The 23183-nt window shown below is 69.1% G+C and carries 21 protein-coding genes and 1 riboswitch; of the genes, 12 read left to right on the top strand and 9 right to left on the bottom strand.

The genetic code is table 11. The features are described 5' to 3' along the window. Nucleotides 1–14 precede the first annotated feature (14 nt). The 10 genes from ACIQI8_RS19830 (at nucleotide 15) to ACIQI8_RS19785 (ending at nucleotide 10044) form a co-directional block, all read left to right on the top strand. Nucleotides 15–830, top strand: coding sequence for an SOS response-associated peptidase (locus ACIQI8_RS19830; RefSeq protein WP_402351960.1), 816 nt, complete (start codon nucleotides 15–17; stop codon nucleotides 828–830). 43 nt (nucleotides 831–873) lie between these two features. Beyond that, complete coding sequence (locus tag ACIQI8_RS19825) at nucleotides 874–1500, top strand: alpha/beta family hydrolase (RefSeq protein WP_402354011.1); 627 nt, start codon at nucleotides 874–876, stop codon at nucleotides 1498–1500. A 257-nt stretch (nucleotides 1501–1757) separates the two neighbouring features. Next, on the top strand, nucleotides 1758–2441 hold the full coding sequence (gene sigR, locus ACIQI8_RS19820) for an RNA polymerase sigma factor SigR (RefSeq protein WP_221297653.1): 684 nt from the start codon (nucleotides 1758–1760) through the stop codon (nucleotides 2439–2441). Continuing rightward, nucleotides 2438–2740, top strand: coding sequence for a mycothiol system anti-sigma-R factor (rsrA, locus tag ACIQI8_RS19815; protein ID WP_123997849.1), 303 nt, complete (start codon nucleotides 2438–2440; stop codon nucleotides 2738–2740). The genes sigR and rsrA overlap by 4 nt, the downstream gene beginning before the upstream one ends. A 133-nt stretch (nucleotides 2741–2873) precedes the next feature. Further along, complete coding sequence (locus ACIQI8_RS19810; protein WP_402351956.1) at nucleotides 2874–4184, top strand: HD-GYP domain-containing protein; 1311 nt, start codon at nucleotides 2874–2876, stop codon at nucleotides 4182–4184. A gap of 20 nt (nucleotides 4185–4204) precedes the next feature. Beyond that, nucleotides 4205–5446, top strand: a complete 1242-nt coding sequence (locus ACIQI8_RS19805) for an HD-GYP domain-containing protein (protein ID WP_402351953.1) — start codon at nucleotides 4205–4207, stop codon at nucleotides 5444–5446. A 114-nt stretch (nucleotides 5447–5560) separates the two neighbouring features. Then, the gene (locus ACIQI8_RS19800) at nucleotides 5561–6541 is read left to right on the top strand and encodes a tetratricopeptide repeat protein (RefSeq protein WP_402351950.1); all 981 of its coding nucleotides are present in this window, start codon (nucleotides 5561–5563) and stop codon (nucleotides 6539–6541) included. Nucleotides 6542–6664: 123 nt separating this feature from the next. After that, nucleotides 6665–7315 (top strand): peptide deformylase, encoded by a 651-nt coding sequence (gene def / locus ACIQI8_RS19795; RefSeq protein ID WP_402351947.1) that lies wholly within the window; start codon nucleotides 6665–6667, stop codon nucleotides 7313–7315. 282 nt (nucleotides 7316–7597) lie between these two features. After that, entirely contained in the window at nucleotides 7598–8677 is a 1080-nt protein-coding gene (gene cyc1, locus ACIQI8_RS19790; protein WP_402351944.1) for an epi-isozizaene synthase, read from the top strand. Further along, the gene (locus tag ACIQI8_RS19785; protein ID WP_402351941.1) at nucleotides 8674–10044 is read left to right on the top strand and encodes a cytochrome P450; all 1371 of its coding nucleotides are present in this window, start codon (nucleotides 8674–8676) and stop codon (nucleotides 10042–10044) included. Before cyc1 ends, ACIQI8_RS19785 begins: the two co-directional genes overlap by 4 nt. Before the next feature lie 10 nt (nucleotides 10045–10054). Here ACIQI8_RS19785 and ACIQI8_RS19780 read toward each other — a convergent pair whose 3' ends face one another. Further along, nucleotides 10055–11026: a GlxA family transcriptional regulator gene (locus tag ACIQI8_RS19780; protein WP_402351938.1), complete on the bottom strand. Its 972-nt coding sequence runs from the start codon at nucleotides 11024–11026 to the stop codon at nucleotides 10055–10057. 93 nt (nucleotides 11027–11119) lie between these two features. Between ACIQI8_RS19780 and ACIQI8_RS19775 the strand changes: the two genes are divergently transcribed. Beyond that, nucleotides 11120–11335, top strand: coding sequence for a hypothetical protein (locus tag ACIQI8_RS19775; RefSeq protein ID WP_402351935.1), 216 nt, complete (start codon nucleotides 11120–11122; stop codon nucleotides 11333–11335). Here the strand turns inward: ACIQI8_RS19775 and ACIQI8_RS19770 are convergent. From ACIQI8_RS19770 to ACIQI8_RS19760, 3 genes are all read right to left on the bottom strand, one after another. Next, nucleotides 11302–11793 (bottom strand): hypothetical protein, encoded by a 492-nt coding sequence (locus ACIQI8_RS19770; RefSeq protein WP_402351932.1) that lies wholly within the window; start codon nucleotides 11791–11793, stop codon nucleotides 11302–11304. The genes ACIQI8_RS19775 and ACIQI8_RS19770 overlap by 34 nt on opposite strands. Before the next feature lie 130 nt (nucleotides 11794–11923). Further along, the gene (locus ACIQI8_RS19765; RefSeq protein WP_402351929.1) at nucleotides 11924–14002 is read right to left on the bottom strand and encodes a putative Ig domain-containing protein; all 2079 of its coding nucleotides are present in this window, start codon (nucleotides 14000–14002) and stop codon (nucleotides 11924–11926) included. A 220-nt stretch (nucleotides 14003–14222) separates the two neighbouring features. Then, nucleotides 14223–15128 carry a helix-turn-helix domain-containing protein gene (locus ACIQI8_RS19760; protein ID WP_402351926.1) on the bottom strand — a complete coding sequence of 302 codons (906 nt, stop codon included), beginning with the start codon at nucleotides 15126–15128 and terminating at the stop codon, nucleotides 14223–14225. Nucleotides 15129–15451: 323 nt separating this feature from the next. Here ACIQI8_RS19760 and ACIQI8_RS19755 point away from each other — a divergent pair, with 323 nt between their 5' ends. Next, entirely contained in the window at nucleotides 15452–16945 is a 1494-nt protein-coding gene (locus ACIQI8_RS19755) for a recombinase family protein (RefSeq protein ID WP_402351924.1), read from the top strand. 48 nt (nucleotides 16946–16993) lie between these two features. Here the strand turns inward: ACIQI8_RS19755 and ACIQI8_RS19750 are convergent, their stop codons facing one another. From ACIQI8_RS19750 to ACIQI8_RS19730, 5 genes are all read right to left on the bottom strand, one after another. Further along, nucleotides 16994–18007 (bottom strand): ribonucleotide-diphosphate reductase subunit beta, encoded by a 1014-nt coding sequence (locus tag ACIQI8_RS19750; protein ID WP_402351921.1) that lies wholly within the window; start codon nucleotides 18005–18007, stop codon nucleotides 16994–16996. Beyond that, nucleotides 18007–20376: a ribonucleoside-diphosphate reductase subunit alpha gene (locus tag ACIQI8_RS19745; RefSeq protein ID WP_402351918.1), complete on the bottom strand. Its 2370-nt coding sequence runs from the start codon at nucleotides 20374–20376 to the stop codon at nucleotides 18007–18009. The genes ACIQI8_RS19750 and ACIQI8_RS19745 overlap by 1 nt, the downstream gene beginning before the upstream one ends. 122 nt (nucleotides 20377–20498) lie before the next feature. Next, nucleotides 20499–20645: riboswitch (cobalamin riboswitch) on the bottom strand. A gap of 47 nt (nucleotides 20646–20692) precedes the next feature. After that, nucleotides 20693–21199, bottom strand: a complete 507-nt coding sequence (locus ACIQI8_RS19740; RefSeq protein WP_402351915.1) for a GNAT family N-acetyltransferase — start codon at nucleotides 21197–21199, stop codon at nucleotides 20693–20695. Between the two features lie 73 nt (nucleotides 21200–21272). Continuing rightward, nucleotides 21273–22901, bottom strand: coding sequence for a monocarboxylate uptake permease MctP (gene mctP, locus ACIQI8_RS19735; RefSeq protein ID WP_402351912.1), 1629 nt, complete (start codon nucleotides 22899–22901; stop codon nucleotides 21273–21275). After that, nucleotides 22898–23152 carry a DUF3311 domain-containing protein gene (locus tag ACIQI8_RS19730; RefSeq protein ID WP_402351909.1) on the bottom strand — a complete coding sequence of 85 codons (255 nt, stop codon included), beginning with the start codon at nucleotides 23150–23152 and terminating at the stop codon, nucleotides 22898–22900. Before ACIQI8_RS19730 ends, mctP begins: the two co-directional genes overlap by 4 nt. Between the last annotated feature and the right edge of the window lie 31 nt (nucleotides 23153–23183).

Here is a 23183-nt window from a genome sequence, read left to right as displayed (position 1 = left end):
GCAGTGTTGCACGTATGTGCGGACGGTATGCAGCGAGTCGTGGACCCGAGGATCTCGCAGGAATCTTTGAGATCGAGAAGTGGGAGCCCGAGGAGACGCTGCCTCCCGACTACAACGTGGCCCCGACCAAGGAGGTCTACGCAGTCCTCGACCGTCCTCTTAAGGACGTGCCCGATCCACGGCCGGTTCGCCAGCTGCGCAAGCTGAAGTGGGGCCTGGTCCCGTCCTGGTCGAAGACGCCCGAGGGCGCCGCCCGGATGATCAACGCCCGCGCCGAGACGGTCCACGAGAAGCCGTCGTACAAGCGGGCCTTCGCCACCCGCCGCTGCATCATCCCGGCCGACGGCTACTTCGAGTGGGTCACCGGCACGCAGGAGCGGGACCTTGAGGTCGAGGGGAAGAAGAAGCGGCCGCGCAAGCAGCCCTACTTCGTGCTGCCCGCCGACGGCTCGGTCTTCGCGATGGCCGGGCTGTACGAGTTCTGGCGGGACAAGACCCTCCCCGACGACCATCCGCTGGCCTGGTGGGCGACCTGCTCGGTGATCACCACCGAGGCGGAGACCACCCCGCTCGCCGTCGCCCCCGAGGAGGGCCCGCGCGCCCTCGCCGACATCCACCCCCGGATGCCGCTCATGCTCACCCCCGACCGCTGGGACACCTGGCTCGACCCGTCCCGCACGGACGTCGAGGACCTCCGCTCCCTGCTCGTGCCCCCGCCCACCGGCCTGATGCGCGCCTACCCGGTCTCCACGGCGGTCAGCAACGTCCGCAACAACGGCCCGGAGCTGCTGAAGGAGCTGGAGGGGCCCGAAGAGGGCACACTCTTCTGATGTGACGACGAAGATCATCAAGACCGAGGCCAAGACCGCGATCGTGACCGAGACCGTTCGTACGGACGCGGGGGACGCCCGCGTCACCTGGCACCCGGCGAAGAAGCCCCGGCTCGTGCTGGCCTTGAGCCACGGCGCCGGTGGTGGCATCGAGGCGCGGGACCTCCACGCCCTGGCCGCCGTCCTGCCCGGGCACGGGGTGAGCGTCGCGCTCGTCGAGCAGCCCTGGCGGGTGGCCGGCAAGAAGGTCGCCCCCGCGCCGAAGACCCTCGACGTCGGCTGGCGGGGCCTGTGGCCCGCGCTGAGCGCCCCCGGGCTCCCGGTGGTCTCCGGCGGACGCAGTGCCGGCGCCCGGGTCGCCTGCCGTACGGCGACCGAGCTCGGTGCCCATGCCGTCCTCGCTCTCTCCTTCCCGCTGCATCCGCCCGGGCGGCCGGAGAAGTCCCGCGCCGGGGAACTGCTCGGATCCGGGGTGCCCACCCTCGTCGTACAGGGCGGGAACGACCCCTTCGGCAGGCCCGAGGAGTTTCCCGACGGAACGTACGAGCTGGTCGAGGTGCCTTTCGGGGATCACGGGTTCGCGGTGCCCAAACGGGCGGACATCGGCCAGGACCAGGCGCTCGCGATCATCACGGACGGTGTCGTCCGGTGGATCGCGTCACTCGGGTAAAGAGCGGGAATGTGCGGCGGCGGCCCACTGTTGAGCGGGACAGAAGTGCTGAACAAGCAGCACTTGTAGCCGTGGGAGAGGAAGTCCGCCGTATGGGTTCGACCATCTGCCCGAGCCGCGACAGCCGCACTGACCTGGACTGGACAGTGCTGACTGCGGCCAAGACCACCCCGATTCGAGGGGCGGCGGGGACGGGTCGTCGTCTATCCTCCGAAGCTGGTGGGGCCGGTCTCGGTGCCACCCGCAATCATGAGGAGGTGGGTCCGGTCACTGGGATCGACGCAGGGACCGACAACGGCCAGGCGGAGCTGCCCGAGGGCCAGGGCGTCAGCGCGGAGTCGACCACGGAGCGCCGCGCGCGCTTCGAGCGGGACGCGCTCGAATTCCTCGACCAGATGTACTCGGCCGCGCTGCGCATGACGCGCAATCCGGCCGATGCGGAGGACCTGGTGCAGGAGACGTACGCGAAGGCGTACGCGTCCTTCCACCAGTTCCGCGAAGGCACCAACCTCAAAGCGTGGCTGTACCGGATCCTCACGAACACGTTCATCAACTCGTACCGCAAGAAGCAGCGTGAACCCCAGCGCTCCGCGGCCGAGGAGATCGAGGACTGGCAGCTGGCCCGTGCCGAGTCGCACATGTCGACAGGGCTGCGCTCCGCGGAGTCGCAGGCGCTCGACCATCTGCCGGACTCGGACGTGAAGGAAGCGCTCCAGGCGATCCCCGAGGAGTTCCGCATCGCCGTCTATCTCGCCGATGTAGAGGGCTTTGCGTACAAGGAGATCGCGGACATCATGGGGACACCCATCGGAACGGTGATGTCCCGGCTGCACCGGGGCCGCCGTCAACTGCGCGGCATGCTGGAGGACTACGCCCGTGAGCGCGGGCTCGTCCCGGCCGGTGCCGGAGAGTCGAACGAAGCGAAAGGCTCGGGCTCATGAGCTGCGGAGAGCCGCACGAAACGGACTGCAGTGAGGTCCTCGACCATCTCTACGAGTTCCTCGACAGCGAGATGCCGGACGTCGACCGCGCCAAGTTCAAGCAGCACTTCACCGAGTGCTCGCCGTGTCTGGAGAAGTACGGTCTCGAAGAGGCCGTGAAGAAGCTGGTCAAGCGGTGCTGCGGTCACGACGACGTGCCCACCGACCTGCGCGCCAAGGTCCTGGGGCGGCTCGATCTGATCCGCTCCGGGCAGGCGGTGCCGGACCACGACGTCGCCGCGGCCCCGCAGGAGTCGTAGCCTCCCCCGGACCCCGGGTTGAACGGGCTGTCGTCACTCGAACGTGCTAATCGGCGGGTCATCGGCCCGCGGACTCCCCCTGTGCCGCCCTAGGCTCCTGAAGTCTGGGCAGGCTCGGCCGGGGAGGGGCGTGATGGAGGCGGTTCCGGCACGGGCTCGTGCGTACGTCGCCTGTGCGGTCCTCGGTGCCCTGTCCTGCGTGCTGCCGCTCCCCACGGTTCAGACGCCGTGGTGGGCCGTCGGGTTGCTCGCCCTGGTGTACGTCGGTTGCGAGCAGGCCGCCGCACGGTGGCGGTTCGCCGGCACCTTCTACCCCGTCCTGCTCGCCGGCGCGTTCCTGCTGCCGCCGCCCGCCGCGGCCCTGGTGCCGCTGCCGGGGGCGCTGCTGTCCCGCGTCGACCGGCGCCAGCCCTGGCTGCGCCGCCTGTGGCGGGCCGCCCAACTGGCCCTCGCCGTATGGGCGGCCGCCCGCGTGCACTGGGCGCTGGGCGGCCGTGACGCGGTCGTCGGCTCCGACTTCCCGTACGCGCTGGTCCCCGCCGGAGCCGCCGTCCTCGCCTTCTGCCTGGCGCTGACCGTGCTCGACGGCGGGATCCGCGCGTTCGCGGAGCGGGTACCCGTACGCCGGGCCTGGCGGGGGCTGTTCCTGCGTTCCCTCGCGCCGATCGCCGTGCACGGGCTGGCCGGGCTGATGATGGCCGTGCTGTGGCGCAGCCGGTACGGACCCGTCGCCGCGCTGCTCGTGCTGCTGCCGATGTGCGTGTCCTGGTGGGTCTTCGCGCAGTACCACCGCGAGCGCGCCGCCCACCAGGCGACCATCCGGGCGCTGGTGCAGGCCGTCGACATCAAGGACGGGTACACCCGCGGGCACAGCGAGCGGGTCGGCCAGGCCTCGATGATGATCGCCCGCGAACTGGGCATGGACGACGCCCGAGTTGAGGTGCTGCGCTTCGCCGGCATCCTGCACGACGTCGGCAAACTCGGCGTCCCCACCCGGCTGTTGCGCAAGGACGGCCCGCTCACCCCCGAGGAACGGCGGGTGATCGAACTGCATCCCGAGTACGGCCACGAGATGGTGCGCGGCATCGGCTTCCTCGGCGAGGCCCGGGCCGCGGTGCTCCACCACCACGAACGGCTCGACGGCAGCGGCTATCCCTACGGGCTGATGGGCGGCCAAATCCCGGAACCGGCAAGGGTGGTGGCCGTCGCCGACGCCTTCGACGCGATGACGTCCACCCGCTCCTACCGCAGGGCCCGCCCGGTCGCCGCCGCACTGGAGGAGCTCCAGCGGTGCGCGGGCGCCCAGTTCGACCCCCGCATGGTCACCGCGCTGACGCGTGCGCTGGCCAGGGACGGCTGGCACCCGGCGGTGACGGCCGACGAGGAACGGGGCGTGCGCGCCGTCCCGGGCTCGCCGGTGTCCGGTCGGTCGGGGGTGGCGTGATGCCGGCAAGGGGCACGCCGATGACCGCTCCTCCCTCGCTCAAGCTCCTCATCCACACCGCCGCCGCCCTCCTGGCCGCCGGCTCCCTCGCCGTCACCCTCTGGAGCGGCCTCGACGAGCGGCCTGCCGCGCTCGCCTTCGGAGTGCTCATCACCGTCGGCGAACTGGCCCGGTGGACCGGCGCCCGCGTGCGAGAGGCCGCGCCCCTCGGGGCCGCCGGGGCACTGTCGTACGCGCTGCTCGGCGCCGACGCCGGACGGCCCACCGAGCACGGGGTCGCGCAGATCGTCACCGTCGTGTGCGCCGCCGCGCTCCTGGGCAGCGTGCCGCACATCGCCCGCGGACAGGGACCGGTCCTCGACCATCTGGCCCGCCGGGTGCTCACCGTCGCCTTCGCCGCCGTCTGCTTCCAACCCCTCTACAACCAGGGCGTGTTCGGCGCATGGGTCGGCCCCGCCTACGCACTCCTCCTGCTCGCCCTGCTCTCCCTCACCGCCCTGTGCGACTGCGTGCTCGCCGCCGCGCTCGCCCACTCCCGCACCGGCTGGCCCTTCGGCCCGCTGCTCCGCGACGAACTGCGGGCCCTGCTCGGCATCGGCTCCGCCGTGTGCGCCACGGGCGCGGTGATGGCCCTCGCGGTGGCCGTCGTAGGCCTGTGGGCGCTCCCGGTGTTCTCGCTGCCCCTGCTGCTCACCCAGCTCTCCTTCAAGCGCTACGCGGCCGTGCGCACCACCTACCGGCAGACCATCGCCTCCCTGGCCCGCGCCACCGAGATAGCCGGATACACCCCCGCGGGGCACGCCCGCCGGGTGGCCGAGCTCAGCCGGGCCGTCGGCCGCGACCTGGGCCTGACCCGGCCCGAGCTCACCGTCCTGGAGTACGCGGCGCTCATGCACGACATCGGCCAGCTCAGCCTGGTCGACCCGGTACCGGCCGGCGCCACCGCCGTACTGCCCGCCGCCGAGCAGCTCAGGATCGCGCTGCTCGGCGGGGCCGTCGTCCGCCAGACCGGGGTGGACGCGGCGGTCGCCGTGGTCGTGGAGCGGCAGGCCGACCCCTATCGCGAGCAACCCGTCGCCGCCCGGATCGTGCGGGCCGTGAACGCGTACGAGGAGAAGGTGCAGGGCGCCGGTCCCGGCGGGCCTCTCACCGCACTGGAGGAACTGCGCCTGGCCACCGCGGGGGACTACGCGCCCGAGGTCGTGGAGTCGCTGGCCCGCGTCCTGGCACGGGACTGTCTGACCCTGCCCATGGCGGGGTAACCCATGGGTAATGAGCGGCCTCCCAGACCTACGTGGTTGGATGCGAAAGAGAATGAGAAGGTGTCCGGGGGCAGCACTGGCCAGCCCACAGAACGGAACTGGCAGGCGGGAATCGTGAGGATCTTCGGCAAGGGACGGCACCGGCCCTCCGCCTCCTGGCGGCAGGCCACCGATCGCGCCTTCACGCTGATCGGCGACGGCCGCTACGAGGACGCGGGCGCGCTGCTGACACGTGCCGCCGACCTGGAGCCCTGGCTGTCCGAGTCCTGGTTCAACCTCGCCCTGCTGCACAAGTTCCGGCACGACTGGGAGCAGGCCCGGGCCGCGGGCCTCAGGGCCGTCGCCCTCCTCGACCGTGAGACGGGTGCACCTGACTGGTGGAACGTGGGCATCGCGGCCACCGCCCTCCAGGACTGGCCGCTCGCCCGGCGGGCCTGGCAGGCGTACGGGCTGCGGGTACCGGGCGGGGCGACGAACTCCGGCGAGCCGGTCGGGATGGACCTCGGCAGCGCGGCCGTACGGCTGTCTCCCGAGGGGGAGGCCGAGGTCGTCTGGGGCCGGCGCCTGGACCCCGCCCGTATGGAGGTGCTGTCGATCCCGCTGCCGTCCTCCGGGCGGCGCTGGGGTGAGGTCGTCCTGCACGACGGGGTGCCGCACGGTGAGCGGACCACGACCGCGGGGCATGCCTACCCGGTCTTCGACGAGATCGAGCTGTGGGCGCCGTCGCCCGTGCCGACGTGGGTGGTGCTCCTTGAGGCCGCGAGCGAGACGGACCGGGACGCGCTGGAGCAGTTGGCGGCGGACGCGGGATTCGCCGCCGAGGACTGGTCGTCGTCGGTGCGGTTGCTCTGCCGGACGTGTTCCGAGTCGCGGATGCCGTCCGACGAGGGTGACGGGGAGCATCTCGATCCGCACGATCACAGTGAGCCGGGGCATCCGGGGCCGCTGGGGCATCGGACGGACGGGCAGATGTGGGTGCCGGAGCGGGAGTGCGGGGTGGCTGCGCCGGCTTCGCTGGTACGGGGGTTGCTGGACGGGTGGGTTGCCGACAGTCCTGATTCTCGGGACTGGCGGGATCTCGAAGAGGTGTGTTGAGGACTGCTGCCGGGCGAGGGTTCGTCGTGGCTGGTCGCGCAGTTCCCCGCGCCCCTGACGGGGCGCTCCCCGTACCCTGTATCAGCAGCAAACCCCCGGTTTTTGAGGAAGGCGTACGTCGGCATGGCGCAGCAGGACACCGATCAGCAGCACGTGGGCGTGCTTCCCGTGGACGACGAGGGCTTCGTCATCGACGTCGAGGAGGCGGAGGAGCGGGAGAACGGCTGGCGGGAGCGGGGTGTCTCGCGGCCGATCACCGTCGTCGGGAACCCGGTGCTGCACAAGGAGTGCAGGGACGTCACCGAGTTCGGCGACGAGCTGGCGCAGCTGGTCGCGGACATGTTCGCCTCGCAGCGCACCGCCGAGGGCGTGGGCCTGGCCGCGAACCAGATCGGCGTCGACCTGAAGGTCTTCGTCTACGACTGCCAGGACGACGAGGGCAAGCGGCACGTGGGTGTGGTCTGCAACCCCAAGCTGGTCGATCTGCCCGCGGACAAGCGGCACTTGGACGAGAGCAACGAGGGCTGTCTGTCGGTGCCCACCGCGTACGCGCCGCTGGCCCGCCCCGACTACGCCGAGGTGACCGGGCAGGACGAGCAGGGCAACCCGATCAAGGTCCGCGGCACCGGCTACTTCGCGCGGTGTTTGCAGCACGAGACCGACCACCTGTACGGCTACCTCTACATCGACCGGCTCTCCAAGCGTGAACGCAAGGACGCGCTGCGGCAGATGGCCGAGAACGAGCCGCGCTACCCGGTGGTCGCGAACGACTGACACCCCACAGGTCCCGTCCGTACGGCGTCTGTTCAGGCATCCCTGCCGGAACAGGCGCCGTTCGTGTGTGCGTCGCACGTTCGATCGCGTATGCGCAGCTAGTGATCCAGATTCGGTCACGCAAGGGGGTGTTCTAGGCATCGTGGGGTAGTGAAGGGAGCAAATCCGTTCCCAGAACGGTCAGTTGTGGTGCTGAATAGTAAGTGCGGGGATGCGCAACGGCGTGCGCCCGGCACAGCGGGAGGGGCGTACGCCGACTTGGCGGCTGAGAGGGGTTTGTTCGTGCCTGCTTTCCCACACAGCACCACATCGACAGCGATCGCGGTTCCACCCTCACTTGCTCTTCCGGTGATCGAGGCGGCGTTTCCCCGGGAACTGCATCCGTATTGGCCTCGACTCCAGGAGAAGACCAGGACCTGGCTGCTGGAAAAGCGCCTGATGCCGGCGGACAAGGTCGAGGAATATGCCGATGGTCTGTGCTATACGGACTTGATGGCGGGATACTACCTGGGCGCCCCCGACGAGGTACTCCAGGCGATAGCGGACTACAGCGCGTGGTTCTTCGTCTGGGACGACCGGCATGACCGCGACATCGTCCACCGGCGACCCGCCGAGTGGCGGCGGTTGAGGTTCCGTTTGCATGCGGCGCTGGATGCTCCCGAGAAGCATCTGCACCACAAGGACTCCCTGGTCGCGGGGCTCGCGGACAGTGTGGCGCGGCTCTACTCGTTCCTTCCCGGAACGTGGAACGCCCGTTTCGCGCGCCACTTCCACGAAGTGATCGAGGCGTACGACCGGGAGTTCCACAACCGTATCGAAGGGATCATCCCGACGGTCGAGGAATACCTCGCACTGCGCCGGCTGACCTTCGCGCACTGGATCTGGACCGACCTCCTGGAGCCGAGCGCGGGCGTGGAACTCCCGGACTCGGTGAGGAAACACCCGGCATTCCGGCGGCCCGCGCTGCTCAGCCAGGAATTCGCCGCGTGGTACAACGACCTCTGCTCGCTCCCCAAGGAAATCGCGGGAGCCGAGGTCCACAATCTCGGAATCAGTCTCGTCACGCACGAGGGACTGACACTCGAAGAGGCGGTCGCCGAAGTAAGGCGGCGCGTCGAGGAATGCATATCCGAATTCGTCGTCGCGGAACGCGAAGCATTACGGTTCGCCGACGAACTCGACGACGGCACGGTGCACGGAAAAGAACTCGGCACCGCCGTCAGGGCCTGCGTCGCCAATATGCGGAACTGGTTCAGTTCCGTCTACTGGTTCCACCACGAGTCCGGCCGTTACATGGTCGACAGCTGGGACGACCGGTCCACACCCCCGTACGTCACCAACGAAGCGGCAGGTGAGAAATGACCGTCGAGTCTGTGAAGCCCGCGGCCGTCCAGGCCCGGGAGCTGCGCGAACCGCCCCTCGCGGGCGGCGGTGTCCCGGTCCTCGGCCACGGCCTGAAACTGGTCCGCGACCCGCTGGCCTTCATGTCCCGGCTGCGCGAGCACGGCGACGTCGTCCGGCTGAAGCTCGGCCCCAAGACGGTGTACGCGGTCACCACCCCGGACCTCACCGGAGCCATGGCGCTCAGCACCGACTACAAGATCGACGGCCCGCTCTGGGAGTCCCTGGAGGGCCTGCTCGGCAAGGAGGGGGTCGCGACCGCCAACGGGCCGCGCCACCGCCGCCAGCGCCGCACCATCCAGCCCGCCTTCCGGCTGGACGCCATCCCCGCCTACGGGCCGATCATGGAGGAGGAGGCGCACGCGCTCACCGAGCGCTGGCGGTCCGGCGAGAGGGTCGACTGCACCTCCGAGTCCTTCCGCGTCGCCGTACGCATCGCGGCCCGCTGCCTGCTGCGCGGCGACTTCATGGACGAGCGGGCGGAGCGGCTGTGCGTCGCGCTCGCCACCGTCTTCCGCGGCATGTACCGCCGGATGGTCGTCCCGCTCGGGCCGCTGTACCGGCTGCCCCTGCCGGCCAACCGGGAATTCAACCGGGCGCTGGCCGATTTGCACCTCCTCGTCGACGAGATCGTCGCCGAACGCCGGGCATCTGGTCAAAAGCCGGACGATTTGCTGACGGCATTGCTGGCGGCGAAGGACGACAATGGCGACCCCATCGGGGAACAGGAGATCCACGACCAGGTCGTCGCGATACTCACCCCCGGCAGCGAAACCGTCGCCTCCACGATCATGTGGCTGCTCCAGGTCCTCGCGGAACACCCGGAACACGCGGACCGAGTGCGCGACGAAGTCGAATCCGTCACCGGCGGCCGACCTGTCGCATTCGACGACGTCCGCAAGCTCACCCACACCAACAATGTCGTCGTCGAGGCCATGCGTTTGCGCCCCGCCGTATGGATATTGACCCGGCGGGCGGTCACCGACACCGAACTCGGTGGCTATCGCATTCCGGCCGGGGCCGACATCGTGTACAGCCCGTACGCGATCCAACGCGACGCGAAGTCGTACGCCGACAACCTGGAGTTCGACCCCGACCGCTGGCTGCCGGAGCGTGCCAAGGACGTACCCAAATACGCCATGAGCCCGTTCAGTGTCGGCAACCGCAAGTGCCCCAGCGACCACTTCTCGATGGCCCAGCTCAGCCTGATCACGGCGGCGGTGGCGACCGCGTTCCGCTTGGAGCAGGTGGCCGGCTCCGACGACACCACCCGGGTGGGCATCACCCTGCGCCCGCACAGCCTCCTGCTGAAACCCGTGCCGAGGTGAGGGGTGGGGGTCAGGCGGCCTCCTCCGCGTCCGAGCCCCGGAAGGTGCGCCGGTAGGCGTTGGGGGTCGTCCCCAGCGCCCGCACGAAGTGATGGCGCAGCGCGGCCGCGGTGCCGAACCCCGTTCGGCCCGCGATCGCGTCCATCGTCTCGTCCGTCCCCTCCAGCAACCGCTGCGCCAGCAGCACCCGTTGACGCAGGATCCAGCGGTAGGGAGTCGTTCCCGTCTCCTGCTGGAAGCGGCGGGCGAAGGTGCGCGGGGACATGTGGGCGCGCTCGGCGAGCTGCTCCACGGTGACCTCCTCGTCGAGGTGCCGCTCCATCCACACCAGCACCTCGGCGACCGTGTCGACCTGGGAGCGAGGGAGCGGCCGCTCGATGTACTGCGCCTGACCGCCGTCCCGGTGCGGCGGGACCACCATCCGCCGGGCGATCTTGTTGGCGACCTCGGGGCCCTGCTCCTTGCGCACGATGTGCAGACAGGCGTCGATGCCGGCGGCGGTCCCCGCGGAGGTGATCACCGAACCCTCGTCGACGTACAGCACGTCCGGCTCGACCTTCAGTCCCGGATACGCCACCGCCAGCTCGTCCGCGTGCCGCCAGTGCACCGTGCAGCGCCGGCCGTCAAGCAGCCCGGCCGCGGCCAGCACGAAGACGCCGGAGCAGACGCTGAGCACCCGGGCCCCGCGGTCCACCGCGCTGCGCAGCGCCGCCAGCAGCTCGGGCGGGAACTCCCGGGTCTCGTAGCAGGACCCGGCCGGTACGGCGATCAGGTCCGCCGACTCCAGGCGCTCCAGGCCGTGCTCGACGTTCATGGTGAAGCCCGCGTGGGAGCTCAGCCGCGGGCCCTCGGCCGAGGCCACCGCGAAGTCGTACACCGGCAGTCCGTCGTCACTGCGGTCGGTGCCGAACACCTCGCAGACGACGCCCAGTTCGAAGGGGTTCACACCGTCCAGGACGATGGCGGCCACGTTTTTCAGCATGTCTCCACTGTGCCTCGACATTGGCAGGAAGTCGAGGGTCTACGGCAGTCCTGCCACTGACGGTAAGGAGCTAACAGCGCGACAGTGGTGTCCATGGATACCGCACAGATAGAAGGACTGATCGGAATGCTCGCTGTACTCGCCCTCCTCGTCCTGCTGGTGCTCCCGTCCGTCATCGGCATCGCGCACGACCGTCGTATCGACCGGCAGATCCGTGAGGCCGAAGAGGCCCGCCGGGAGCACCCGGAGCCGACCCGCCCCGCCCGGCGGCACGGCTACCTCACCACCACCGTGACCCACCACTCCTGAATGCCCTTGCAGGAGATCCGGCCGGACTCGGCGCCGCACAGCGGACGCGTCGAGCTCAGCCGGATCTTTCCTGTCGAGACGGCCTTGTAGGCGGCGTTCGCGTCACCGGGCTGCATCACGAAGCCGCTGTTGGTGGCCTCCAGGCCGGATCCGTCGGCGGTCACCGCCTTCCACGGCCGGTCGGCGGTGCCGTCCAGTTCGACCCGGACCACCTGCCCGGTCGAGAGGCACACGGTACGACCGCTGTCGCCGGCGCCGAGCGAACCGGAGACGGTCGCGCACTGCGAGGGGTCGGCGGTCGGAGACTCGGGCGTCGGGGACGTGGTTGCCGTGGACGGCGACACACCGCCCGCCGAGCCTTCGTCGCCGCCGGAATCGGTGCCGCAGCCGGTGAGCACGAGCGTGAGGGCGGTCAGGGTGGTCAGGGCGAGAGCGGGGGTCGTGCGGTGAATACGCATGGGGCCTCCTCTGCCATTGGACGTATGACCCGTACGCCTGGATCCACGCGACTGTCGTCCCGTACGCACGCCGGAGCCCCGGCCGCGAAGGCGGCGACCGGGGCCCGGGGTCTCGTGGAGGTCGTGGAGGTCAGCTGGTCGTGACGGCCGTGTCGTCGACGACGAAGCTGGTCTGGAGCGAGGAGTCCTCGACACCGCTGAACTTCAGGGTGACGGTCGAGCCGGCGTACGAGGACAGGTCGAAGGACTTCTGGGCGTAACCGGTCGCCTTGTTGAGGTTGGAGTAGGTGGCCAGGGTCGTCGACCCGGCGGTGACCGTCAGCTTGTCGTACGCGCTGCTGGTGGAGGTCTCCGCGGTGTCTATGTGCAGGTAGAAGGTGAAGGTGGCCTTGCAGCCGGTCGGCACGGTCACCGACTGGGACAGCGTGTCGGTGTGCGTGGAGCCGTACCCGTCGAGCCACGCGTAGTACGAACCGGCGTGCGCGCTCTCACCGCTGTCGTTGGTGATGACCCCGCTGGACTCGGTCCACGTGGTGGCGCCCGACTCGAAGCCCGCGTTGCCGAGCAGCTGCGCCGAGGTGCAGGTGCCGCCGCTGGAGCCGACGGTCCAGGTGAAGGACGTCGAGCCGGTCGCGTCGGTGGAGTCCTTCGCGGTCACGGTGACCTGGTACGTGCCCGCCGTGGACGCCGTGCCCGAGATCAGGCCGGACGAACCGCCGATGGACAGCCCGGTCGGCAGCCCCGAGGCGCTGTAGGTGAGCGTCGCGCCGGCGCTGTCGCTCGCGCTGATCTGCAGACTGACCGAGCCGCCGGTCTTCGTCGACTGGCTGCCCGGATTGGTGACGGTCACCGTGTTGCCGGTGCTGGTGCCCGAGGTGAAGGCGGTCGTGCCGTTCGGGGTGCCCCAGCCGGTCGGACCGTCGTAGCCGGTGGTCGCGGTGCAGAAGTAACTGGTTGAGCAGGAGCCGTTGTTGCCGCTGGTCACGTCGTACAGGTTGCTCGTGTGGCTGTAGGGGTACTTCGCCGGGTAGTCACTCGACCCCGGCGTACCGGCGAGTGCGTACACACCCGCGATGATCGGCGCCGAGGCACTCGTACCGCCGTAGACCGCCCAGCCGGAGCCGCCGTAGGTGTCGTACACCGCGACGCCGGTGGCCGGGTCGGCGACCGCGGAGACGTCCGCCTCCATGCGCTTGCCGCACCCGGTGTCGGTCTGCCAACTCGGCTTCGCGTCATAGGCGGAGCAGCCGGACCCCGTCCCCTCACTGCTGCTGGTCTTCCACACGGACTCGGTCCAGCCGCGGGAGGTGGAGGACGTGGACAGCGCGGTACCGCCGACCGCCGTCACGTACTGGGAGGTCGCCGGGTACTCGGCGCCGTACGCCTCGTCGCCCGAACTCACCGTGATCGCGACGCCCGGGTGCTTGAAGTACGCCGTGTCCTCGCTGGTCTGGGAGGAGGCCTCACTGCCGCCCCAGCTGTTGGAGACGAACTTGGCACCGAGCGCGACGGCCTCGTTCTCGGCGGTGCCGAGGTCGGAGTCGTTGGCCGAATTCGCCTCCACGAGCGTGATGTTGCAGTTCGGGCAGACCGCGCTGACCATGTCGAGGTCCAGCGCCTCCTCACCCGCCCAACCGGTGTCGTTCGAGGGCAGCGAGGTGGTGGAACCGGTCTGACTGACCTGCTTGAAGCACCCGTTGGCCTTCGTGCACGCCGACAGGCCGTACTGCGAACGGTATGTGGCCAGGTCCGACTCGGCGTTGGGGTCGTTGTACGCGTCCACGACCGCGACGGTCAGACCGGAACCGCCGGTCGAGGGCAGGTTGTAGGCACTGTGCAGATTGGCCGGGCTGAGCCCCGAGGGCGCGGCGGCGAGCGCGGCGGCCAGGCTCTGCTTGATGTCGGTACGCCGCTGCGCGAAGCAGGAGGCGTGTCCCGGGGCGGCGGTGGCGCACAGGTGCGTGGTCGGCACCTTCTGACCGGCCTTGCCGGTGGAGTGGAAGGTCTGACGGGTGGGGGAGGTGAGGGCGGTCGCGTTCTGGGTGACGCGGGAGGTGTGGGGCGTGGCGGACGAGGTGGCCGGGGCGGTCTGCGCCCCGGCGGCCGGTGCCGCCATCAGGCCCGCGACGGTGAGGGCGAAGGCGGGAACGGACAGGGCCAGAAGTCTTCGCAGACTCCGGCGGCGCTTGCTCGGGCGTGACTCACGCATGGGGTACTGCCTCCAACGGTGGGGTTTCGGCAGGCCCGTGACGCGCGTAGCGGCGGCAGAGTGCGCAGTCATGAGCATGACATCTCGAACACCCTGTGCTGCCGCTATGCATGGCATGAACAGGACGGCCAGAACGTAACCGGGGGTGTGGAGGCGGAACCAGATGCGCCGGGAGAACTTTGCCGCCGCATAGGAACACCATGGACGGCCGATGGAGGGTCTATGGACGGTCCATGGACGAGTCACGAGAGGCCGCACCGTCACGGTCGTCGAACTCTTCCGAGAGCTGTGAGATGAGTTCCAGGGATCGTTGCGACGACAGGGCGGACGAGCGAATCGTGTCATGGAGCAGGCGGTGGCTCTCGACCTGTCCGGGCTCGTCCGCATAACGACTGCCTGTCCAGTGGTCCGTCTCAACCACGTTCAGGGCTGCGGGAGGTGAGCTGTAGAGCACCCGGAAGGACCCGTACATGCCGGGATAGACGGCCTGCTCGGTCGGTACGACTTGAATCGTGGTCCTGGGGCGGCGGCTCATCTCGACCAATCCGCGCAACTGCCGTGCCATGGTCCCGGGGCCGCCCACGGGGCGTCGGAGCAACGCCTCATCCAGTACGGCGACGAACCGGGGGGGATCGGCACGGTGGAGGATGTGCTGTCGCCGGATGCGCAGGTGGACGAAGAACTGCACCTGCTCGTCCGGAAGGTGAGGGTCGAGGCCGCCGATCAGAGCTCTCGCGTACTCGTCCGTTTGCAGGAGCTCGGGCAGCGCCACGTTGCAGTACTGGAGGATCTGCTCGCACTCCGCCTCCAGTGAGATGATGTCGAGCGAATCCGTGCGCAGCGCGTTGCCGTATTCGTGCCACCAGCCCGGCCTGCGGCTCTTGGGGAGCAGGGAGACCAGTACTTCGCGCAACTCCGGGTCCGCCACCCCGTAGAGATCGAGCAGGGCCAGGAGCTCCAGCCGCCGGATGTTCTGGCGACCTGTCTCGATCTTCGAGAGTTTGGCCTGCCCTCCGTCGATGTGTGCGCTGGCGTCACGCTGCGAGACCTTTGCCTCTTCGCGAAGCCTGCGCAGTTCCGAGCCCAGACGACGTTGCCGGATGCCTGCGCCCGGGTGAGCGGACATGCCGTCTCCTCTGTTCATGGCGCCCGGTGTCTCCGAGGGGGCCTGCGTAGCCGAGCCGACACGATACGCGCCATCGTCGAGGCAGGTCACTCGATCGAATGTATTCGATGAAGCATGTTGCACGCGGTGTCGCACTGCCTTCACAGTGAAGCCGCAAGTAGCAAACAGCAGCTCAGGGAACGGTATTTGACGGGCCGGAAGCTGCATGTCATCGCCGAGGAGGACCGTTGGAATCGGCATCGCACTGGGCCCCGCATCCAGCTCTTGTGGATGCTCTCGCCCTCGGGTGCAGTTTCGATAGATGGCTCGCGGGGCGGATTCCCGTGGTCTCCTACGCCAGGGTCAGCCGTGACGCCGAGGGCGACGGGCGGGGCGTCGGTCGGCAGCACCTCAACAACGACGACGCGGCGGCCGGACGCGGCTGGGCTGTCATCTTCCGGTTCACGGACAATGCGCTGACCGCCTCCGATCCCGGCGTGGAACGGCCTGCGTTCCGGCACATGCTCCGGGTCATACGCGCTGGTCGGACGGAGCAAGGTTTCCGAGTACACGGCGTTGTCGCCGTCGAGGAGGAGCGCCTTGTCCGACTCCAGAGCGACCACTCACTCCTGCTCCGAGCCCTGGGACTGGTCGAGAACGGCTTCCTCTACCTGGTGGACAAGGACCAACTCGTTGACGTGACAGGTGAGATGGCCCCCCACAGCGGTACATCAGGCATGGGTGGGAAGCGCGAGGCGGAGCGGATGAGCAGTCGCCGACTGCGTTCCGTGCGGGACCACGCCCGGGAAGGGCGGGTGACGGGAGGATGTCGCCGCTTCGGTTGGTACGGACCCGACGCGGTCACCAGCCGGCCCACCAACACCGTGCTCAATCCGCACGAGTCGGCCCACCTCCGTAGGGCCATCGACATGGCGTTGGCAGGAAAGTCGTGGACGGCGATCACCGACTGGCTGACCGAGGAAGGAGTTCCGACGGTGCGTAGCAGCCGATGGACCGTCAGTACGGTGCAGTCGATGGTGACGAACCCGGCGATCTGCGGCTACCGCATTGTGGACGGCGACCTGATCCGCAATCGGGAGACAGGGACGCCGGTCATCGGGGACTGGCAGACGGTGGCCACCCCCGAGGAGTGGGGGAAGCTCATCGAGCGTTGTGGCCGCTGGCATTCCCCCGGAGGGCGACGCCCCACCTACAAGCAGGAGCACGCATCCCGGACAAGGGATCGGGATATGCCGAGCACCGCGCGGGAGCGCAGCGCCCAGACGGATTCGTGCCGGAAATATCTCCTCAGCGGGTTCCTGCGCTGCGGCTACCGACGAGACGACGGCACACTGTGCGGTTGCCGCATGGGAGGTCAGCCACCCCGTGGAACGAACCGCCAGTCCTCCTATCGGTGTGATGCGGCAAAGTGTCGAAAGGTGGGACGGCGAGTGGATCTCGTGGACGAGTACGTGATCGGCGTGGCGCTCCATGCGTTGGAAGCGGAGTACGGCGATGCCGTTCCTGACGCGAGCGCCTTCCCGGGAGAAGAGCGACTCACCCTTCTCAAGGCATGCGAGGCACGCACGCCGACAATGGATCTGCAACTCCGTGACCTGGCGGAAGATCGCGCGGAGTTCTACGCCCAGCAGAACGACCGGAACCTGCTCGTCGGCTTCACACCGGAACGCTGGGCCTCGTTCGACATCAGGCAGCAGCGTCTCGCGCTCGATGCCGTGGTGGACGAGGTGATGATCCGACCGATTCCGAAGACCCGGACCAGAAACGCTCCGTTCGACCCGGGCCTCATCGATGTCGTCCTGAAGAAGAGGGGCTGAAAGTGCCGGGCTGCAACATACAGCCCGGCAACCATCAGTGACGTACCGTCAGAAATCCTCGTCGAGGTCGACCGACCCCTCCACCGCCACCTGGTAGGCCGACGGGCGGCGCTCGAAGAAGTTGGTCAGCTCCTGGACGCCCTGCAACTCCATGAAGGAGAAGGGGTTCTCGGAACCGTAGACAGGGGCCAGGCCGAGACGTACGAGTCGCTCGTCGGCGACGCACTCCAAGTACTGGCGCATCGACTCGGTGTTCATGCCGGGAAGCCCGTCTCCGCACAAGTCCCGGCCGAACTGCAGCTCGGCCTGGACTGCTTCGCGGATCATGTCGGTGATCTGCTGGTCCAGCTCGTCGTCGAAGAGGTCGGGTTCTTCCTTTCGGACGGTGTCGACCACGGCGAACGCGGCGTTCATGTGGCAGGTCTCATCTCGGAACACCCAGTTCGTGCCGGTCGCGAGACCGTGCAGCAGCCCCCGGCTCCGGAACCAGTACACGTACGCGAAGGCCCCGTAGAAGAACAACCCCTCGATGCACGCGGCGAAGCAGATGAGATTGAGGAGGAAACGCCGTCGATCGGCCTTCGTCTCCAGCCGGTCCAGCTTCTCGACCTCGTTGATCCACTTGAAGCAGAACTCGGCCTTCTCGCGGATGGAGGGGATGTTCTCCACCGCGTCGAAGGCGGCCGCCCGGTCCTCGGGGTCGGGGAGATAGGTGTCCAGGAGGGTCAGGTAGAACTGGACGTGCACGGCCTCCTCGAAGAGCTGGCGGCTCAAGTACAGCCGCGCCTCGGGGGAGTTGATGTGCTTGTACAGCGTCAGCACGAGGTTGTTCGCCACGATCGAGTCGCCCGTCGCGAAGAACGCGACCAGCCGGCCGATCATGTGCTGCTCACCCGGCGTCAGTTTCGCGAGATCGGTGACGTCCGAGTGGAGGTCGACCTCCTCGACGGTCCAGGTGTTCTTGATGGCGTCCCGGTAGCGCTCGTAGAAGTCGGGGTAGCGCATGGGGCGGAGGGTCAGCTCGAAGCCCGGGTCGAGAAGGTTCTTGGCTTCGGTCGTCATTACTGGCAGGCCTCGCAGGACTCGGGGTTTTCCAGGGAGCAGGCGACCGCGTCGGGGTCGGCGATCTGCTGGACGGGGATGGGGGTTTGGGCCGCGGTCTGTGCCTGGGCCGCGCGGGCGATCCGCGTCGCCGGCCTCGACCGCAGGTAGTACGTCGTCTTCAGGCCCTGCTTCCACGCGTACGCGTACATCGACGAGAGCTTGCCGATGGTGGGCGTCTCCAGGAACAGGTTCAGGGACTGGGACTGGTCCAGGTACGGGGTGCGGGCCGCGGCCATGTCGATCAGGCCGCGCTGCGGGATCTCCCAGGCCGTGCGGTACAGCGCGCGGACGTCCGCCGGGATCCAGGCGAAGGCCTGCACCGAGCCGTTGGCCTCGCGCAGGGCCTCGCGGGTGCGGGCGTCCCAGACGCCGAGGCGCTTCAACTCGTCGACCAGGTAGGAGTTGACCTGGAGGAACTCGCCGGACAGCGTCTCGCGCTTGAACAGGTTGGAGACCTGCGGCTCGATGCACTCGTAGACGCCCGCGATGGAGGCGATGGTGGCGGTGGGGGCGATCGCGAGCAGGAGGCTGTTGCGCATGCCGACCTTGGCGATACGTTCCCGCAGTGCCGACCAGCGCTCCGGCCAGGTCAACTCGACGTCGTAGTGGTCGGGGTGCAGGACGCCCCGGGCCGTGCGGGTCTTCTCCCAGGCCGGCAGCGGGCCGTTGCGCTCGGCCAGGTCCGTCGACGCCTCGTACGCGGCGAGCATGATGCGCTCGGCGATGCGGGTGGAGAGGGCCTTGGCCTCGGGGGAGTCGAAGGGCAGGCGGAGTTTGAAGAAGACGTCCTGCAGGCCCATGGCACCGAGGCCGACCGGACGCCATTTCGCGTTGGAGCGGCCCGCCTGCTCGGTCGGGTAGAAGTTGATGTCGACGACCCGGTCGAGGAAGGTGACGGCCGTGCGGACGGTCTCGTCCAGCCGGTCCCAGTCGATGTCCCGGCCGACCACGAAGGCGCCGAGGTTGACCGAGCCCAGGTTGCAGACCGCGGTCTCGCCGTCGTCCGTGACCTCCAGGATCTCCGTGCAGAGGTTGGAGGAGTGGACCGTGTGGCCCGGCTCGGCGGTCTGGTTGGCGGTGCGGTTGGCGGCGTCCTTGAAGGTCAGCCAGCCGTTGCCGGTCTGCGCCAGGGTGCGCATCATGCGGCCGTAGAGGTCGCGGGCCGGGATGGTCTTGCGGGCGAGCCCGGCGGCCTCCGCCTTGCGGTAGGCGGCGTCGAACTCCGCGCCCCACAGGTCGACCAGCTCGGGCACGTCGGCGGGGGAGAACAGCGACCAGACGCCGTCATCGTTGACCCGGCGCATGAACTCGTCCGGGATCCAGTGCGCGAGGTTCAGGTTGTGCGTACGGCGGGCGTCCTCGCCGGTGTTGTCCCGCAGCTCCAGGAACTCCTCGATGTCGGAGTGCCAGGTCTCCAGGTAGACCGCGGCGGCGCCCTTGCGCCGGCCGCCCTGGTTCACGGCGGCGACGGAGGCGTCGAGGGTCTTGAGGAACGGGACGATGCCGTTGGAGTGCCCGTTCGTGCCGCGGATCAGTGAACCCCGGGAGCGGATGCGGGAGTAGGCGATGCCGATGCCGCCGGCGTGCTTGGAGAGGCGGGCGACCTGGTGGTAGCGGTCGTAGATGGAGTCCAGCTCGTCGAGTGGGGAGTCGAGGAGGTAGCAGGACGACATCTGGGGGTGCCGGGTGCCGGAGTTGAAGAGGGTGGGGGAGGACGGGAGGTAGTCGAGCCGGCTCATCAGGCGGTAGAGCGCGGCGACTTCGTCCAGGGCGCGGGTGCTGTCGTCCTCCGCGAGACCGGCCGCGACGCGCAGCATGAAGTGCTGCGGGGTCTCGACGACCTTGCGGGTGATGGGGTGGCGCAGCAGGTAGCGGCTGTGCAGGGTGCGCAGGCCGAAGTAGCCGAAGCGGTCGTCGGCCGTGCGGTCGATCAGTTCGTCGAGGCGGGCCGCGTGGAGGCGGACGAACTCGGCGGTGCGGTCGGCGATGAGGCCCTCGCGGTGGCCGACGGCGACGGACTCGGTGAACGACGTCACGCCCTGCGACGCGGCCTCGGCGCGGATCGAGAGGGTCAGCAGCCGGGCGGCGACCTGCGAGTAGGCGGGGTCCTCCGAGATGAGACCGGCGGCGGCCTCCGTGGCCAGCTCGCGCAGTTCGGCCTCGTCGGCCCGGGCGGAGCGGCCGCGCAGCGCGGCGGCGGCGACCCGGCCGGGGTCGGCGTCGGGGAGGTCGGCGGTCAGCTCGGTCAGGATCCGCAGCAACGCGGTACCGGGGCCGTCGGTCTCCGGCGCGGTGACTGAAGCCGGGTCGGCTGGCGCGATGGTCACGTGGGGCTCTCCCTCGCTGGGCACGGGGGCCTGGCGGAGGGCAGGGGGCAGCCACGAGCGCACGACGGCGTCGCGTCCCCGGCCCATTCCACGAGGCCCGGACGTCTGGCACCCGGACCACGTCGGTCGGGCGCACTGTCGGCAGGTCCTCGGACTGACGCCCATACGTGTGCGAACACGCATGAGTACACCGTTGCGGGACAGTTCCGGATTCGCACCGGATTCCCCTGCGACGACAGCGAGCACGAGCATACATCTTGTGTTGGGTTGTAGTAGCACCCCTAGATGTTGTGTCGTGTGCCGACTTCGGAGCGTGTCAGAACGTCAACTGATAGGTGAGCAGCACGAAGTCGGCGGCCTCCGGAACGGGGTTCCAGTCGCGCTCCGGGACGCGGACGAAGCCGAGGCGTTCGTAGATGCGGTGGGCGGCGCGCATGGTCGGCTGGGTGGACAGGACGATGCCGGTGCAGCCCTCGGTGGCTCGCGCGCGGTCGACGCAGGCGCGGACGAGCGCTTCGCCCGCGCCTCTGCCGCGGGCCGCCCGGTCGACGGCGAGCATCCGGATCTCGGCCTCGGTGGGGCCGGCCCGCTCGGCCATGTGCGTGCCGGCCACGACGAAGGTGACTCCGCCGAGAATGCGGTCGTGATCGGCGGCGACGAGTACGTCGGCGGCGGCCGCCCGCTTGGCCACGTCTCTGAGCTCTCCGAGGTACCAGTCGCTGTCCCCGAAGGCCAGCAGGTCGTCCTGGAGGTAGGCCTGGGCGGTGATCTCGCCGAGGGTCTCGTATTCGGTGGGGCGCGCTGCCCGGATCACGATGTCCATGCAGGCGAGTGTGCCCGACGGGTACGACAACGGGCCGCCGGATTTCCTCCGGCGGCCCGATGAGCGGGAGCGCCTAGTGCGAGGTCCCCGCCGTGGCCGGCGGCAGTTCCACCGCCACGCCCGGGTCGCCCGCGTCCGCCGTGTAGTCGCCCGGTTGCGTCTCGTCCACGCCCTCCGGGGCCTTCAGTGCCTTCAGGGCGAAGGTCAGGACCACCGTGACGACCACGTTCAGCACGAACGCCGTGAGGCCGATGTAGCCGATCTCGCCGATGCCCGGGATCTCCTTGGAGGAGCCGCCGAAGTGCTTCTGGGTGGGGGAGGCGACTCCGTACGCGGCGGCCGTGCCGTAGATCATGCCGACCGCCCAGCCGGCGAGCAGGGCCCAGCGGTGGAACCAGCGGGTGAACAGGCCGCCGACCAGGGCCGGGAAGGTCTGCAGGATCCAGATGCCGCCGAGCAGCTGGAAGTTGATGGCGACCGTCTTGTCCATCGTCAGGACGAAGACCAGCGCGCCGACCTTCACCAGGAGGGACACCAGCTTGGAGACCTTGGTCTCCTGGGCCGGCGTGGCGTCCGGCTTGATGAACTCCTTGTAGATGTTGCGGGTGAAGAGGTTCGCGGCCGCGATGGACATGATGGCCGCGGGCACCAGAGCGCCGATGCCGATCGCCGCGAAGGCCACGCCCGCGAACCAGTCCGGGAACATGTCCTCGAACAGCTGCGGGATCGCCAACTGTCCGTTGCTGACCTTGACTCCGGCCGCGATCGCCATGAATCCGAGCAGTGCCAGCAGGCCGAGCATCAGCGAGTACAGCGGCAGGATCGTGGTGTTGCGGCGGATCACCTCACGGCTCTTGGAGGAGAGCGTCGCGGTGATCGAGTGCGGGTACATGAAGAGCGCCAGCGCGGAGCCCAACGCCAGGGTGGCGTACGTCCATTGGCCGGCCTCGGCCGGTGCGAGGGCGCCTCGTGGCTTGCCGGTCGCCGGGTTGGTCTGCGCGAACGCCTCGCCGGCCTTGGCGAAGATGTCGTCGAAGCCGCCCAGCTTGATCGGGATGTAGATGATCGCCACCGCGATGACGATGTAGATCAGCGTGTCCTTCACGAACGCGATCAGCGCGGGCGCGCGCAGTCCCGAGGAGTAGGTGTACGCCGCGAGCACGCCGAAGGCGATCAGCAGCGGGAGGTCCTTCACGAACCAGTTGGTGTCGTCACCGCCGCCGACGCCCATCACGTCCAGCACCGCCTGGATGCCGACGAGTTGGAGCGCGATGTACGGCATCGTCGCGAGGATGCCGGTGACCGCGACCGCGAGCGACAGGCCCTTGGAGCCGAACCGGCCGCGCACGAAGTCGGAGGTCGTCACATAGCCGTGCTTGTGCGAGACCGACCAGAGGCGGGGCAGGAAGGTGAAGATCAGCGGGTAGACGAGGATGGTGTACGGCACCGCGAAGAAGCCCGCCGCGCCGGCCGCGTAGATCGCCGCCGGGACCGCGACGAACGTATACGCGGTGTAGAGGTCGCCGCCGAGCAGGAACCAGGTGATCCAGGTGCCGAACGACCGTCCGCCCAGGCCCCATTCGTCGAGGCTGGCCTCGTTCTCGGCCCGGCGCCAGCGGGCGGCCAGGAAGCCGACGACCGTGACGGCCACGAAGAAGAAGATGAAGACGGCGAGCGCCACGCCGTTCACGCCGTCGTTCACTTCGCGCTCCCCTTCGTGCGGGCGCGCTGGTCACGCTGCCACAGCTGGTACGCGGTCATGGTCAGCGCGGTGGAGATCAGCACCCACAGCATCTGGTACCAGTAGAAGAAGGGGATGCCGATGAACGTCGGGTCGGTCTTGGCGTACGAGCCGACCCAGAGCATCGCCACGAACGGGGCGATCAGGCAGAGGGCGATCACCACGCGGGCCGGTGTCACCACCGGTGGTTTCACTTCGGGTACATCTGACATTCCGCGGCTCCGTCCCCTCACTGGCCACCAG

The organism is Streptomyces sp. NPDC092369 (genome assembly GCF_044755245.1).
In the GTDB taxonomy this organism is placed as follows: domain Bacteria; phylum Actinomycetota; class Actinomycetes; order Streptomycetales; family Streptomycetaceae; genus Streptomyces.
This window is presented reverse-complemented; position numbering and strand designations above follow the sequence as displayed.